The sequence below is a fragment of the Pseudomonas sp. NPDC096925 genome, assembly GCF_044762545.1.
Lineage (GTDB): Bacteria > Pseudomonadota > Gammaproteobacteria > Pseudomonadales > Pseudomonadaceae > Aquipseudomonas.
In genome coordinates this window covers 80,708-95,788 of record NZ_JBIWEM010000008.1, presented here as the reverse complement: position 1 = coordinate 95,788, position 15,081 = coordinate 80,708, and the positions used below count along the sequence as shown (strand labels likewise).

Below are 15,081 nucleotides of genomic sequence, written 5' to 3'. Positions count from 1 at the left end.
CAGCCCATCGCGACACAAGGCCGCTCCTACAGGGTTACGCGATCCTCCGTAGGAGCGGCCTTGTGTCACGAAAGGGCCGCAAAGCGGCCCTGGCAATCACACGGCATTACGCGGCAGCAACAACCCCAAAGGCAACCGTACCCGCGCCTCGATCCCGCCACCAGAGCGATTGCGCAGTTCCACATTCCCGCCATGCTGCGCCGCGATCCGCTTGACGATCGCCAGCCCCAGCCCGGTGCCCTTGCCGCCGCGCGCCCGGTCGCCACGAATGAACGGGTTGAAGATGGTCTCCAGCTCCGACTCGTCGATCCCCGTCCCGCGGTCCAGCACGCTCAGCACCACATACGGCGCACTCTCGTCGCCCGACACATAGGCGGCCACCTCGACCCCCTTGCCGGCGTGGTGCAGGGCGTTGCCGATCAGGTTGCCCAGCATGCGCTTGAGCGAAACCCGGCGCAGCGGGAACGGTGGAATCGGCTCCAGGCACAGCCGCACCCGTTCTTCCGGCTGGTTGTACGGCGCCACCACCTCGCGCACCAGGTCGGCCAGGTCCACCTCCTCCACCGGCTCGTCTCGGCCATCGCGGATAAAGGCCAGGAACTGGTCGAGGATCGCGTCCATGTCCTCGATATCACGGACCATGTCGTCACTCAGTTCACTGTCGCTGTTCAGCAACGACAGCGACAGGCGCAGGCGCGTCAGCGGTGTACGCAGGTCATGGGAAACCCCGGCCAGCATCAGCTCACGCTCACGCCCGGCCTGCTCGACATCCTCGGCCATCTGGTTGAAGGCCTTGTACACCTCGGTCATCTCGCTGGGCGTGTCGCTGATCGGCAGGCGCACGCTGCGCCCCTGGCCCAGCTGGCGGGCGGCGAACACCAGGCGCTTGAGCGGCTGGTTCAGCTGGCGCACGAAGATCCAGGCCGAGGCGGTGGACAACAGGCCGATGGCCAGGAACCAACCCAGCACGTTCCAGATTTTCTGACCACGCAGCGGGTGCGGGTACAGCGGTACCTTCAACCAGCCCGGGCCCAGGCTTGGCGCATTGACCCACAACGCCGGCGGCGCATGAATGCGCAGCCGTACCTCGGTGTCTTCGCCCAGCTCGGCCTGCATCTGCCGTTGGTAGATTTCGCTGTAGGGCCAGTGCTGCTCACCCTCGGGCACCCCCGAGCCGGTGACCCGGATAAGGCCAGCCGCTTCGGCGATCTTGTCGCGGTTTTCTTCGTCGGCCGCCCAATAGGCGCGCAGGGTCAGCGCCACACCGTGGCTGTACTGACGGTCGACCAGCACGTCCTCGTTCATCAACAGGTAGACCAGGGTCAAGGCCTTGGAGAACAGGACGACGATCAACACCAGCCACAGGGTGCGGGCGAAGAAACTTTGCGGAAACCAGAGCGGTGTCTTCATCGACTGCGCGGCATCATTTACCGGCGTTTCCGTCCGGCACGAACACGTAGCCCACGCCCCAGACAGTCTGGATATAACGCGGCTTGGACGGGTCCGGTTCGATCATGCGGCGCAGACGCGAGATCTGCACGTCGATGGAGCGTTCCAGCGCATCCCACTCGCGGCCACGGGCCAGGTTCATCAGCTTGTCGCGGGTCAGCGGCTCGCGTGCGTGCATCACCAGTGCCTTGAGCACAGCGAACTCGCCGGTGGTGAGCATGTGCACTTCGTCGCCACGCTTGAGTTCACGGGTGGCCAGCGACAGCTCGTAGTCGCCGAAGGTGACCGACTCGTCTTCGCTACCAGGCGCACCCGGCACGCTCGGTGCCTGACGGCGCAGCACGGCCTTGACCCGGGCCATCAGCTCGTCCGGGTTGAACGGCTTGCCCAGGTAGTCGTCGGCGCCCAGTTCCAGGCCCTTGATACGGCTGAGCTCGTCGCCCTTGGCGGTGAGCATGATGATCGGGATCTGGTTGTTCTGCTGGCGCAGGCGCTTGCACGCCGACAGGCCATCTTCGCCGGGCAGCATCAGGTCGAGCACCACCAGGTTGAACACTTCACGCTGCAGCAGGCGGTCCATCTGCTCGGTGTTGGGCACCGCGCGGGCACGGTAGCCCTTGCTGGTGAAGAAACGTTCCAGCAGGCTGCTCAGCCCCGGGTCGTCGTCGACGATGAGAATCTTGTCACCTTCAGCGGTGTTTGGCGTGCCGGTCATGAATAACTCCTCTGATATCGCCGCGCATTATGGCGTAGCCATTGCTGCACGTTGCGTGAGCATTGTTAGCAGATTTTTCCCCCGGCGCCAGTTCCGGCTGGCCGGGCGCCATCACCGCAAGCCGTTTGCGATGGGTATAATGCGCGGCTTTCATCCAGCGCCGCCGGGCGACAGGCCCACAGGCGACCCCCGTATTCACAAATGTCAGGTGGTTTACATGGACAGCATCAACAGCCGTATCGCCGAGGAACTGGGCGTACGCCCCCAGCAGGTCGAGGCGGCCGTGGGCCTGTTGGACGAAGGCTCGACCGTGCCCTTCATCGCCCGCTACCGCAAGGAAGTGACCGGTAGCCTGGACGACACCCAGCTGCGCCATCTGGAAGAGCGCCTGCGCTACCTGCGCGAACTCGACGAGCGCCGCGCCAGCATCCTGGCCAGCATCGAGGAGCAGGGCAAGCTGACCCCGGAACTGGCCCGCGAGATCAAGCTGGCCGACACCAAGACCCGCCTCGAAGACCTGTACCTGCCGTACAAGCAGAAGCGCCGCACCAAGGGCCAGATCGCCCTGGAAGCCGGCCTCGGCGAACTGGCCGACGGCCTGTTCAACAACCCCGACCTGGCCCCGGAAAGCGAAGCTGCACGCTTCGTCAACGCCGACAAAGGCGTGGCCGACGTCAAGGCCGCGCTGGAAGGCGCCAAGTACATCCTCATGGAGCGCTTCGCCGAAGACGCCGCCCTGCTCGACAAGCTGCGCAGCTTCCTCAAGCAGGAAGCCGTGCTCAGCGCCCGCGTGGTGCCCGGCAAGGAAGAAGAAGGCGCCAAGTTCCGCGATTATTTCGCCCATGACGAACTGCTGCGCAATGCGCCCTCTCACCGTGCCCTGGCGATCTTCCGCGGGCGCAACGAGGGCGTGCTGAGCGCCTCGCTGAAAGTCGGCGAAGAACTGCCCGGCACCCTGCACCCGTGCGAGCTGATGATCGGCAACCACGTCGGTATCGAGAACCGCAACCGCCCGGCCGACAAGTGGCTCGGCGAAGTGGTGCGCTGGACCTGGAAGGTCAAGCTGTACACTCACCTGGAAACCGACCTGTTCGGCGAGCTGCGCGACAACGCCGAAGGCGAGGCGATCAACGTGTTCGCCCACAACCTGCACGACCTGCTGCTGGCCGCCCCGGCCGGCCCGCGCGCCACCCTGGGCTTCGACCCGGGCCTGCGCACCGGCTGCAAGATCGCCGTGGTAGATGCCACCGGCAAGCTGCTGGACCACACCACGGTCTACCCGCACGCGCCGAAGAACGACTGGGACCGCACCATTTCCATCATGGCCGCGCTGTGCGCCAAGCACTCGGTGGAGCTGATCGCCATCGGCAACGGCACCGCCAGCCGCGAAAGCGACAAGCTGGTGGCAGAGCTGGTTAAAAAGTACCCAGCTCTGAAGATCACCAAGGTCATGGTCTCCGAGGCCGGCGCTTCGGTGTATTCCGCATCGGAACTGGCTGCCCGCGAATTCCCGGACCTGGACGTGTCGATCCGTGGCGCCGTGTCGATTGCCCGCCGCCTGCAGGACCCGCTGGCCGAGCTGGTGAAGATCGACCCGAAATCCATCGGTGTCGGCCAATACCAGCACGACGTGTCCCAGCTGAAACTGGCACGCGGCCTGGACGCCGTGGTCGAGGACTGCGTGAACGCCGTGGGCGTGGATGTCAACACCGCCTCGGTGGCGCTGCTGACGCGCATCTCCGGCCTTAACGCCACCCTGGCGCAGAACATCGTCGCCCACCGCGATGCCAACGGCCCGTTCGCCACCCGTGCAGCGCTGAAAAAGGTCAGCCGCCTGGGCGAGAAAACCTTCGAACAGGCCGCCGGCTTCCTGCGCGTGATGAACGGCGACAACCCGCTGGACGCCTCCGCAGTGCACCCCGAGGCCTACCCGCTGGTGCAGCGCATTGCCGCCGACACCGACCGCGACATTCGCTCGCTGATCGGCGACAGCAGTTTCCTCAAGCGCCTGGACCCGAAGAAATTCACCGACGAAACCTTCGGCCTGCCGACCGTCACCGACATCCTGCAGGAACTGGACAAGCCTGGCCGCGACCCACGCCCCGAGTTCAAGACCGCCACCTTCCAGGACGGCGTCGAAGACCTCAAGGACCTGGAGCCGGGCATGATCCTCGAAGGCGTGGTGACCAACGTCACCAACTTCGGCGCCTTCGTCGACATCGGCGTGCACCAGGACGGCCTGGTGCACATCTCGGCGCTGTCGGAGAAGTTCGTCAAGGACCCGCGTGAAGCGGTCAAGGCCGGCGACGTGGTCAAGGTCAAGGTCATGGAAGTGGACATCCCGCGCAAGCGCGTGGGCCTGTCCATGCGCATGAGTGACACCCCGGGCGAGAAGGTCGACGGCAACCGCGGTAGTAACCGTGGCAATGGCGGCAACCGCCAACAGCAGGCGCCGCGCCAGCGCGAAACCACCACTGCGGCCCCGGCCAACAACGCCATGGCCGCCCTGTTCGCCAACGCCAAGCAGCTGAAGAAGAAGTGATGGACGTTCCACGCGAATACGTCGAAAGCGCCTTCAGCCAGCTCCTCGGCTGCCGCCTGCAACGCCTGGAAACAGGTGTTGCCGAGGTAGCCCTGGCGCTCGAGCCACACTTGCGCAACCGTGGCCAGAAGCTGCATGGCGGGGCGATCTTCAGCCTGGTGGACATCGCCATGGGCCTGGCCTGCTCGGCCAGCCATGGCTTCGACCAGCAAAGCGTCACCATCGAGTGCAAGATCAACTACATGCGCGCCGTCAGTGACGGCGAGGTGCTGTGCACCGCCCGTGTGCTGCATGCCGGGCGGCGCACCCTGGTAGTCGACGCCGACGTAGTCCAGGGCGACAAGCTGGTGGCGAAAGCGCAAGGAACCTTCGCGGTTCTCTAGCTCACCAAGCAGTATCTGCGGTATTTTCAGCAGTGCGCTGGCACTGCTGGATCCGCGTTAACCAGGCGACAACGCCAGTTCCTTTCTTCCTACCCTTGTAGACCGTTATCTCTACCCCCATATTGGGGCGACTGACGCGTGAAGGAATACATCTTGAGCGACCTCCTCAACCGCCGCCTGAGCCTGCTCGGCGCCAATCTCCCCCTGCTCAAGCAGTGCCTGCACGGTATTGAGCGCGAATGCCTGCGCGTGACCGACGAAGGTCGCCTGGCCCAGACCCCGCATCCGCAAGCCTTGGGATCGGCGCTGACCAACGAGCAGATCACCACCGATTATTCCGAGTCGCTGCTGGAGTTCATCACCCCGGCCCTGCCCGACCCGGCCAAGGTGCTGGAAAGCCTCGAAGAGACCCACCGTTTCGTCTACAGCAAGCTGGGCGACGAATACCTGTGGAGCCCGTCGATGCCCTGCACGCTACCGGCCGAGGAGGACATCCCGATCGCCGAGTACGGCAGCTCGAACATCGGCAAGCTCAAGCACGTCTACCGCAAGGGCCTGGCCCTGCGCTACGGCCGCACCATGCAGTGCATCGCCGGTATCCATTACAACTTCTCGCTGCCCGAAGCACTGTGGCCACTGCTGCGCGCTGCCGAAGGCGGCAGCGAGAGCGACCGCGACTACCAGTCGTCGGCCTATATCGCGCTGATCCGCAATTTCCGCCGTTACAGCTGGTTGCTGATGTACCTGTTCGGCGCCTCGCCAGCCCTGGACAAAGGCTTCCTGCGTGGCCGCCCGCACCAGCTCGAAGAGCTGGACGCCGAAACCCTGTACCTGCCCTACGCCACCAGCCTGCGCATGAGCGACCTGGGCTACCAGAGCAATGCCCAGGCTGGCCTGACGCCGTGCTACAACAACCTGGCCAGCTACACCGACAGCCTGCGCAAGGCGGTGGGTACGCCCTATCCGCCCTACGTTGAAGTCGGCACGCACGTGGACGGCGAGTGGGTACAGCTGAACACCAACATCCTGCAGATCGAAAACGAGTACTACTCGAACATCCGCCCCAAGCGCGTCACCTACACCGGCGAGCGGCCGATCCAGGCCCTGACCTCACGCGGCGTGCAGTATGTGGAAGTGCGATGCCTGGACATCAACCCGTTCCTGCCGGTAGGCATCGACCTGACCGAAGCGCGCTTCCTCGACGCGTTCCTGCTGTTCTGCGCGCTGGAAGACAGCCCGCAACTGGACAACGGCGAATGCGGCCAGTGCACCAACAACTTCCTGACCGTGGTCAAGGAAGGCCGTCGCCCGGGCCTGGAACTGCGCCGCAATGGCCAGCCGATCGGCCTTAAGGACTGGGCCAGCGAGCTGATCGAGCGCATCCGGCCACTGGCCGAGCTGCTGGACCAGGCGCAAGGCGGTGCAGAACACGGCAAGGCCCTGGATGCCCAGCAGGCCAAGGTCGACGACGCCTCGCTGACCCCATCGGCCCAGGTGCTGGCACGCATGACCGAGCATGACGAAAGCTTCGTCAAGTTCGCCCTGCGCCAGAGCCGTATTCACGCTGAAACCTTCCGCGAGCAGCCACTGCCCGCCGAACGTCAGCAAGCCTTCGAAACCCTGGCCCGCGAATCACTGGCCGAACAGTCCCGCCTGGAGCAGCAGGAAGTCGGCGACTTCGACCTGTTCGTCGGCGCCTACCAGGCCAGCATCCTGGCGATCAGCAACTGATGACCCGCACTGCCACCCCGCGCAAACCGCGCGCCAGCAGCCAGGCCAGGATCGAGGCGATCCTGGCGGCTGCACGCGAGTTGCTGGCCGAACTGGGGGTGGCGGGCCTGTCGATCTACAGCGTGGCCGAGCGCGCGCAGATTCCACCGTCTTCGGTGTACCACTTCTTCGCCAGCGTGCCGGCGCTGCTGGAGGCGTTGACGGCCGATGTGCACCGGGCCTTCCGTGAAGCGCTGAGCGCGCCGATCGACAGCAATGCGTTCAACACCTGGCACGAACTGTCACGGCTGATCGAGCAGCGCATGCTGGATATCTACAACGAGGATGCCGCAGCGCGGCAGCTGATCCTGGCCCAGCATGGCCTGAGCGAAGTGGTGCAGGCCGATCGGCAGCACGACATGGAGCTGGGCGACTTGATGCACAAGTTGTTTGACCAGCACTTTCATCTGCCGGTAGTGCCGGTGGATGTGGATGTGTTTGCCCTGGCCATGGAATTGAGCGACCGGGTGTATGCGCGGTCGGTGCAGCTGCATGAGGCGATCACCCCGCGCATGGCCGAGGAAGGCAAGCGGGTGTTCGAGGCGTACCTGGGGTTGTATCTACCGCCGTTTCTGGCCAAGCGTTCCGGCTGAGATCATCGGGGCCGCTGTGCGGCCCTTCGCGGGCACGCCCGCTCCCACAGGGTCCGCGCAAAACCTGAAACCTGCGCAGTACCTGTGGGAGCGGGCGTGCCCGCGAAGGGCTGCAAAACAGCCCCATGGCCCACACCCATCACAGCTTGGCAATGGACACTTCAGTCGATTTCACGAAAGCAATCACTTCACTCCCCACCTGCAGCTCCAGCTCACGTACGGAGCGGGTAGTGATGACCGAAGTGACGATGCCCGAGGCAGTCTGCACGTCGATTTCCGACAGTACCGGGCCTTCGAGGATTTCCTTCACGGTGCCTTTGAACTGGTTGCGAACGTTGATGGCTTTGATGGTCATGATTTGATTCCTTCTCTATGGCTTCAGTTTGGTGAGTGAGTCATTCAGTGCGCCCAACGCAACTGCGTGGGCAAAGGGGCTACAGGATCCGGCTCGGGCGCAGCGCCCGGGGCCGACAGAACACGGTTGAGCACTTCGCTTTCCAGCGCGGCCAGGCGGTGCGAACCGCGCGCCCGGGGACGTGCCAGGTCGACTGTGAGGTCGAGCCCGACCTCGCCGTCCTCGATCAGGATCACCCGGTCAGCCACGGCGACTGCCTCGCTGACATCGTGGGTAACCAGCAACACGGTGAAGCCGTGCTGACGCCACAGGCGTTCGATCAGTTGCTGCATCTCGATACGGGTCAATGCATCCAGCGCCCCGAGCGGCTCGTCCAGCAGCAAAAGGCGCGGCTGGTGGATCAGCGCCCGGGCCAAGGCGACGCGCTGCTTCTGGCCACCCGAGAGTGCCGCCGGCCATTCATTGGCGCGGTCGGCCAGGCCAACCGATTCCAACGCTTCCAGCGCACGCGGGCGCCAGTCGCCAGACAGGCCCAGGCCAACGTTGTCGATCACTTTCTTCCACGGCAGCAGGCGCGCGTCCTGGAACATCAGGCGGGTCTCTTCGCGGGCCTGTTCCAGCGGTGCAGCTCCGGCCAGCAACTGGCCTGCAGTGGGCTGGTCGAGACCAGCCAGCAGGCGCAGCAAGGTGCTCTTGCCGCAGCCACTGCGGCCGACGATGGCGACAAACTGGCCGGCCGGAATGTGCAGCTCGATGCCCTTGAGCACTTCGCGCTGGCCAAAGGTCTTGCGCAGGCCGCTGGACGCCAGCGGGATGCCACGCAGCAGGCGTGGCGGCTGTTCCTTGAGCACGGTCATGCGCCCTCCTTCCTGGCCACTTGATAGGCCGGGTGCCAGCGCAGCCACACACGCTCCAGGCCGCGGGCGGCGAGGTCGGCAAGCTTGCCGAGCACGGCATACAGGACGATGGCCAGCACCACCACGTCGGTCTGCAGGAATTCACGAGCGTTCATTGCCAGGTAACCAATGCCGGCGTTGGCCGAGATGGTTTCGGCAACGATCAGGGTCAGCCACATGAAACCCAGGGCAAAACGCACGCCGACCAGGATCGAAGGCAGTGCCCCGGGCAGGATCACCTGACGGAACAGCCCGAAGCCGGACAGGCCGTAGCTGCGCGCCATTTCCACCAGCGCCGGGTCAACGTTGCGGATGCCGTGGTAGGTGTTCAGGTAGATCGGGAACAGCGTGCCCAGCGCGACCAGGAAGATCTTTGCCGACTCGTCGATACCGAACCACAGGATCACCAGCGGGATCAGCGCCAGGTGTGGCACGTTACGGATCATCTGCACCGAGCTGTCGAGCAGGCGTTCACCCCAGTTCGACAGGCCGGTGATGAAGCCCAGCACCAGGCCGATGCTGCCACCGATGACAAAGCCCAGCCCGGCACGCCAGCCACTGATGGCCAGGTGGGTCCAGATCTCGCCACTGCGCACCAGCTCCACGCCGGCGCTGACCACGGCGCTGGGCGCCGGCAGGATGCGCGTCGACAGCCAACCGGCGCTGACCGCCAGCTGCCAGGCGGCCAGCAGCAGTACCGGCAGCGCCCATGGCGCCAGGCGCTGGCCAAGGTTGTTGGAAGTTGCACGACTCATGGCCTGGCCCTCAGCTCTGCGCGACGGACTTGGGCAGGATGTCGTTGGCCACCATTTCGCCAAACGGGCTCACATACCCGCTGGTCTTGGCTTGCTCCGGGCGTTGCACATCCAGGTGCGGGAACAGCAGCTCGGCCACCCGGTACGACTCTTCAAGGTGCGGGTAACCGGAGAAGATGAAGGTATCGATGCCCAGCTCGGCGTATTCCTTGACCCGTGCCGCCACGGTCGGGCCATCGCCGACCAGGGCGGTGCCGGCACCGCCACGTACCAGGCCGACACCGGCCCACAGGTTGGGGCTGACTTCCAGCTTGTCACGGTTGCCGTTGTGCAGGGCGGCCATGCGTTGCTGGCCGACCGAGTCGAAGCGCGCGAGCGAGGCCTGGGCGCGAGCTATGGTGTCGTCGTCCAGATGCGAGATCAGCTTGTCGGCAGCGGCCCAGGCCTCTTCGTTGGTTTCCCGCACGATCACGTGCAGGCGGATGCCGAAGCGCACTTCGCGGCCCTGGGCAGCGGCTTTCTCACGCACCTGGGCGATTTTTTCGGCGACCGCGCTCGGCGGCTCGCCCCAGGTCAGGTACAGCTCGACCTGCTCGGCGGCAAGGTCCTGTGCGGCTTCGGAGGAACCGCCGAAATACAGTGGCGGGCGTGGTTGCTGGATCGGCGGGTAGAGCAGTTTGGCACCCTTCACCTGGATGTGCTTGCCGTCGTAGTCGACCACCTCGCCTTCCAGCACCTTGCGCCAGATACGGGTGAACTCCACAGAGGCTTCATAACGTTCCTGATGGTTCAGGTGCAGGCCGTCACCGGCCAACTCGTCCGGGTCGCCACCGGTCACCAGGTTGAACAGCGCACGGCCGTTGGACAGGCGATCAAGGGTTGCCGCCTGGCGTGCCGCCACGGTCGGCGAAATGATCCCGGGGCGCAGGGCGACCAGGAACTTCAGGCGCTGGGTCACCGGGATCAGCGATGCCGCGACCAGCCAGGAGTCCTCGCAGGAACGCCCGGTAGGGATCAGCACACCACCAAAGCCGAGCCGGTCGGCTGCCTGGGCGATCTGCTGCAGGTAGCCGTGGTCGACGGCGCGGGCGCCCTCGGAAGTGCCCAGGTACTTGCCGTCACCATGGGTAGGGAGGAACCAGAAAATGTTAAGGCTCATTGGAGTTGTCTCCTCAAGGGGGGCTCAGCCAGGGCGGCGCCCTGGCGTAGGCAAATCAATCAAGGCGCACTGGCGACCTTGGCCGGGGGTGTCCAGATCACGTCCTTGATGCTCAGCGGCTTGGGAATCAGCTTCAGCGCCTGGAACGTGTCGGCAATCTTCTGCTGCGCGGCCACCACGTCGGCGGTGAGCGGCGCGGCACCGTAGCCCTGGCGCTTGACCGAGGTCAGGGTGATGTCGGTGGGCAGGCCGAGCAGCGGCGCGACCTGGTCGGTTACTTCCTGCGGGTTGGCCCGGGACCATTCACCCACGGCGCGCACTTCTTCGATCAGGGTGTTGATCACCGCCGGGTGCTGGGTCGCGTAGTTGCGGGTGGCCAGGTAGAACTGATGGTTGTCGACCAGGCCCTTGCCGTCGCGCAGGGTATGAGCCTGCAGCTGTTTCTCGGCGGCAGCCTGGTACGGGTCCCAGATCACCCAGGCATCCACGCTGCCACGCTCGAAGGCCGCGCGGGCATCGGCCGGGGGCAGGTACACCGGCTGGATGTCGCTGTATTTCAGGCCTGCGTCTTCCAGGGCGCGAACCAGCAGGTAGTGAACGTTGGAGCCTTTGTTGAGGGCGACTTTCTTGCCCTTGAGGTCTTTGACCGACTGGATCGGCGAGCCCTTCGGCACCAGGATCGCCTCGCTGTGCGGCGCTGGCGGTTCGTAGGCGACGTACAGCAGGTCGGCACCGGCGGCCTGGGCGAACACCGGTGGGGTTTCGCCAGTGACACCAAAATCGATGGAGCCGACGTTCAGCCCTTCAAGCAGCTGCGGGCCGCCGGGGAACTCGGTCCATTGCACCTGCACGCCCTGCTCGGCCAGGCGCTTTTCCAGCGTGCCTTTGGCCTTGAGCAGCACCAGGGTGCCGTATTTCTGGTAACCGATACGCAGGCTCTCGGCCTGGGCTTGGGTGATGGCGCCGAAGGACACAGCCGCCGCAAACAGGGCGACCAGACCGCGACGCAAGAAGACTGTGCGCATGGCGCTCTCCTGTGCGAGTGGGTTCGGGTTGCACCTGCTTGCCTCGTTGTCGGGCGAGTAAGGTGGTGAAGCGGGTTGAGCCGGTCAGATGCTCCAGCGAGCGCTGATCAGACGTTCGTTCAATACGCCGGGGGCCACGGGGCGCGGCCGGCGGGCCAAGGCAACGTGGAAGGTTTCCAGCGCGTCGTGCAGGCGTTCTTCCAGCGCTGCTACCAGCTGCGCGTGCCTGGTGCCTTCTGCGTAGGCGACCTGGCTGTCGTCGGCGAAGATCCCTTGCAGGGTCTCCTGCGCCTTGAGTGCCGACAGCACGGGCTTCAGTGCGTAATCCACCGCCAGCATGTGGGCGATGCTGCCGCCGGTGGCGATCGGCAACACGATCTTGTGTGCCAGGGCGCGTTCGGGCAGCAGGTCGAGCAAGGTTTTCAGGGCCCCGGCGAACGAGGCCTTGTACACCGGCGTGGCGACGATAAGGCCATCGGCCTGGGCCACCAGCTGCTGGAAGTGCTGCACCTGCGGGCTGTCGAAACGGGCATGCAGCAGGTCTTCGGCGGGAAAGTCACGTACCTGGAACGTCACCACCTCGACGCCACGGTCCTGCAGCCACTGGCGCGAACGCTCCAGCAGCACGCCGGAGCGTGAACGGGTACTGGGGCTACCACCGATTGAGACGACCAGCATTGCAGCGCTTCCTTGTGTTTTGTTGGAGGTGACATTAACAGCCGCCACATATATCTAGAAATCATATTTTTTCATTTGTTTATTCTAATTTAATCAATCTCCCGTGCCGGCCCTTTCGCGGGTGAACCCGCTCCCACAGGGACCGCGCAAGGCCTGAGACTGCGCTATCGCTGTGGGAGCGGGTTTACCCGCGAAGAGGGCCATGCGGGTTTCAGCAGGCATAAAAAAGGGCCGTCGAAACGGCCCGAATATCCCTGCTTGGCTAAGAGCAATGCAACGAGGAATCCTTTAACGATTAGGCTGCGGGGTCAGCCGCAGATAGGGTTTGACCGCCCGGTAACCTTTGGGGAAGCGCTGCCTGATCTCTTCCTCGTCCTTCAGCGAGGGCACGATCACCACGTCGTCACCGTCCTGCCAGTTACCTGGCGTGGCGACCTTGTGGTTGTCGGTCAACTGCAGCGAGTCGATCACCCGCAGGATTTCGTTGAAGTTGCGCCCGGTACTGGCCGGGTAGGTGATGGTCAGGCGCACCTTCTTGTTCGGGTCGATGACAAACAGCGAGCGCACGGTCAGGGTGTCGCTGGCGTTCGGGTGGATCAGGTCGTACAGGTCGGACACCTTGCGGTCGGCGTCGGCAATGATCGGGAAGTTGACCACGGTGTTCTGGGTTTCGTTGATGTCATCGATCCAGCGGTGGTGCGAATCGACCGGGTCCACCGACAGGGCAATGGCCTTGACCCCGCGTTTGGCGAAATCGTCCTTGAGCTTGGCGGTCAGCCCCAGCTCGGTGGTGCACACCGGGGTGAAGTCGGCCGGATGGGAGAACAACACCCCCCAGCTGTTGCCCAGCCACTCGTGGAAGCGGATTTTGCCTTCGCTGGAATCCTGTTCGAAATCGGGGGCGATATCGCCGAGTTTAAGGCTCATGGGCTGCGGCTCCTGTGCTGGGTTCTGTACCGTGTGGGTTCAATGTGCCTGCATTCGATTAAAAATAAAAAGAATATATACTGATTTATTTATAACCACTGATCATAATAAATCGCAGGTACAAAAAAGCCTCGCACTAGGCGAGGCTCTTTTGGTAACGCTGGAACTTACATGAAGGCGTAAGTGTAGTTCACGATGAAGCGTGCCTGATCCTGGTCAGAGCTGCTCTCGCCGCTACCACGGTAGACGCCTTGACGCAGGCTGAAGCCCAGGCCTTTGAAGGTGCCTTGCTGAATGGTGTAGTCGACGCGTGCGTCACGTTCCCACTCGTTGTAGGTGCCGTTGCCCGACTTGTTGCGAATATCGTCACCACGCAGGTAGGCCAGCGATGCCTTCAGGCCTGGAACGCCCAGAGCCGCGAAGTCGTAGGAGTACTGACCGAAGGTGGTGTTCTCGCCAGCACGGGCGAACTGGTTGATCATGCTGTCGGTGAACAGGTAGAAGCTGGAACCACCAGCACCTTCCGAAGTACCGCTGTCGTTGACCAGGCTGCCCTGGTTCAGCCATACGAAGCCACCGTCGTCGCCAACCTGCTGGTGACCGAGCATCAGCGCGTGGCCACCCAGGGTATAGGTGAACATGGCGGACCAGGTTTTGTTGTCGATTTCGCCGGTGTTCTTGGCGTAGCCACCGTTGTTGTTGAAGTTGTAGGTGCTGTCGTTGCCGTTTTTGCCGTCGCTGCTGCTATCGAAGTAGCGCAGGTCGGTCTTGAACGACTGGTCGTCAGCAATCTTGAAGACGTGGGTAGCACCCAGGAAGTGCTGCTTGTAGAAGTCTTCCAGGTTCGAGTAGTAGTACTGCAGGGTCAGGTCTGGAGTGAGCTTGTAGTCCAGGCCGCCGTAGCGGAACTTGTTGCTTTCAGCGGTAGCGCCCGCTACGGACAGGCCGGTACGGTTGCTCGAGGCACGGCCCATGGCGTGGGTCAGCTGACCGGCGTTGATGGTCAGGTTGTCGATTTCCTTCGAGGTGATGGTGCCACCCTCGAAGGTCTGCGGCAGCAGACGACCATCGTTGGAGACCAGGATCGGCAGGTTCGGCGCGAGCGCGCTACCGAAGTGCGCTTCGGTCTTCGAGAAGCGAGCCTTGGCGTTGGCACCGAAACGAGCCCACTGGGCTGCGGAGCCTTTGCCGTCATCCGGGAAGAAACCACCCTTGTGGTAACCCTCGCCACCATCCAGGTGAATACCCCACAGCGCTTGGGCATCAACACCAAAGCCAACGGTACCTTCAGTGAAACCGGAGAGGTAGTCGAGCTTGAAGCCCTGGCCGGATTCACGCTGATCTGGACGTTCTGCGCCAGGTTTTGCGTGGTCTTCACGGTTGTCGTTGTTGAAGTACATGGTGCGCGAGCTGAGCGACAGTTTGCTGTCTTCAACGAAACCGGCAGCGCCTGCTTGTTGGGCGAGAACCCCCAGTGCCACGGCCAGGGCCAGGCTGGACTTGTACATATTTTGCTCCTCTACGTTCTAATTCTTGTGTATCTCTGGCGGTGGGATCTGCTGCCCCGCTCACCGTGGATTGGCGATTTAGTCCCAAAGCGTGACCGTTAAGTCAATCGTTTCTAAACGTTTCGCGACTTTGGTCTAAGACGCCACCTGCGCTACAGGATAATGACAATCCTATAAATCCAAAATGACCGTTTTATGAATTGGTAAGATTTTTACGGAATATGTTAGGAACTGTTACTGCCATTCGTTAGCAGCAGCTCGCCTCTAATAACCATTGGTTATTTGCAAACGTTTGCTCATAACCTAATTCCGTATCGTTCTATAGG

14 protein-coding genes are annotated in these 15,081 nt (G+C 63.4%); 4 read left to right on the top strand and 10 right to left on the bottom strand.

Annotated elements, in window-relative coordinates:
- Positions 1-96: 96 nt before the first annotated feature.
- On the bottom strand, positions 97-1,410 hold the full coding sequence (locus ACIQYU_RS20965; protein WP_063914459.1) for an ATP-binding protein: 1,314 nt from the start codon (positions 1,408-1,410) through the stop codon (positions 97-99).
- A gap of 13 nt (positions 1,411-1,423) precedes the next feature.
- Positions 1,424-2,164: a two-component system response regulator OmpR gene (gene ompR, locus ACIQYU_RS20960; protein ID WP_012270052.1), complete on the bottom strand. Its 741-nt coding sequence runs from the start codon at positions 2,162-2,164 to the stop codon at positions 1,424-1,426.
- A 217-nt stretch (positions 2,165-2,381) separates the two neighbouring features.
- Here ompR and ACIQYU_RS20955 point away from each other — a divergent pair, with 217 nt between their 5' ends.
- From ACIQYU_RS20955 to ACIQYU_RS20940, 4 genes are all read left to right on the top strand, one after another.
- Complete coding sequence (locus tag ACIQYU_RS20955) at positions 2,382-4,706, top strand: Tex family protein (RefSeq protein ID WP_207833124.1); 2,325 nt, start codon at positions 2,382-2,384, stop codon at positions 4,704-4,706.
- Positions 4,706-5,089, top strand: coding sequence for a PaaI family thioesterase (locus ACIQYU_RS20950; protein ID WP_003257433.1), 384 nt, complete (start codon positions 4,706-4,708; stop codon positions 5,087-5,089). Before ACIQYU_RS20955 ends, ACIQYU_RS20950 begins: the two co-directional genes overlap by 1 nt.
- Positions 5,090-5,242: 153 nt before the next feature.
- A complete protein-coding gene (gene gshA, locus ACIQYU_RS20945; protein WP_233688058.1) occupies positions 5,243-6,820 on the top strand; it encodes a glutamate--cysteine ligase in 1,578 nt (525 codons plus the stop codon).
- The gene (locus ACIQYU_RS20940; protein WP_207833122.1) at positions 6,820-7,452 is read left to right on the top strand and encodes a TetR/AcrR family transcriptional regulator; all 633 of its coding nucleotides are present in this window, start codon (positions 6,820-6,822) and stop codon (positions 7,450-7,452) included. Before gshA ends, ACIQYU_RS20940 begins: the two co-directional genes overlap by 1 nt.
- A gap of 139 nt (positions 7,453-7,591) precedes the next feature.
- Here the strand turns inward: ACIQYU_RS20940 and ACIQYU_RS20935 are convergent, their stop codons facing one another.
- From ACIQYU_RS20935 to ACIQYU_RS20900, 8 genes are all read right to left on the bottom strand, one after another.
- A complete protein-coding gene (locus ACIQYU_RS20935) occupies positions 7,592-7,807 on the bottom strand; it encodes a molybdopterin-binding protein (protein ID WP_003255829.1) in 216 nt (71 codons plus the stop codon).
- Between the two features lie 44 nt (positions 7,808-7,851).
- On the bottom strand, positions 7,852-8,664 hold the full coding sequence (gene ssuB, locus ACIQYU_RS20930) for an aliphatic sulfonates ABC transporter ATP-binding protein (RefSeq protein WP_013970450.1): 813 nt from the start codon (positions 8,662-8,664) through the stop codon (positions 7,852-7,854).
- On the bottom strand, positions 8,661-9,458 hold the full coding sequence (ssuC, locus tag ACIQYU_RS20925) for an aliphatic sulfonate ABC transporter permease SsuC (protein ID WP_207833120.1): 798 nt from the start codon (positions 9,456-9,458) through the stop codon (positions 8,661-8,663). The genes ssuB and ssuC overlap by 4 nt, the downstream gene beginning before the upstream one ends.
- Positions 9,459-9,468: 10 nt before the next feature.
- Positions 9,469-10,617, bottom strand: coding sequence for an FMNH2-dependent alkanesulfonate monooxygenase (ssuD, locus tag ACIQYU_RS20920; protein ID WP_402801945.1), 1,149 nt, complete (start codon positions 10,615-10,617; stop codon positions 9,469-9,471).
- A 59-nt stretch (positions 10,618-10,676) separates the two neighbouring features.
- Positions 10,677-11,642: a sulfonate ABC transporter substrate-binding protein gene (locus ACIQYU_RS20915; protein ID WP_087501910.1), complete on the bottom strand. Its 966-nt coding sequence runs from the start codon at positions 11,640-11,642 to the stop codon at positions 10,677-10,679.
- An 84-nt stretch (positions 11,643-11,726) separates the two neighbouring features.
- Complete coding sequence (gene ssuE / locus ACIQYU_RS20910; RefSeq protein ID WP_402801942.1) at positions 11,727-12,320, bottom strand: NAD(P)H-dependent FMN reductase; 594 nt, start codon at positions 12,318-12,320, stop codon at positions 11,727-11,729.
- A 288-nt stretch (positions 12,321-12,608) separates the two neighbouring features.
- Positions 12,609-13,247, bottom strand: coding sequence for a peroxiredoxin (locus ACIQYU_RS20905; RefSeq protein WP_015268594.1), 639 nt, complete (start codon positions 13,245-13,247; stop codon positions 12,609-12,611).
- A 167-nt stretch (positions 13,248-13,414) separates the two neighbouring features.
- Positions 13,415-14,755, bottom strand: coding sequence for an OprD family porin (locus ACIQYU_RS20900; protein WP_063914451.1), 1,341 nt, complete (start codon positions 14,753-14,755; stop codon positions 13,415-13,417).
- Between the last annotated feature and the right edge of the window lie 326 nt (positions 14,756-15,081).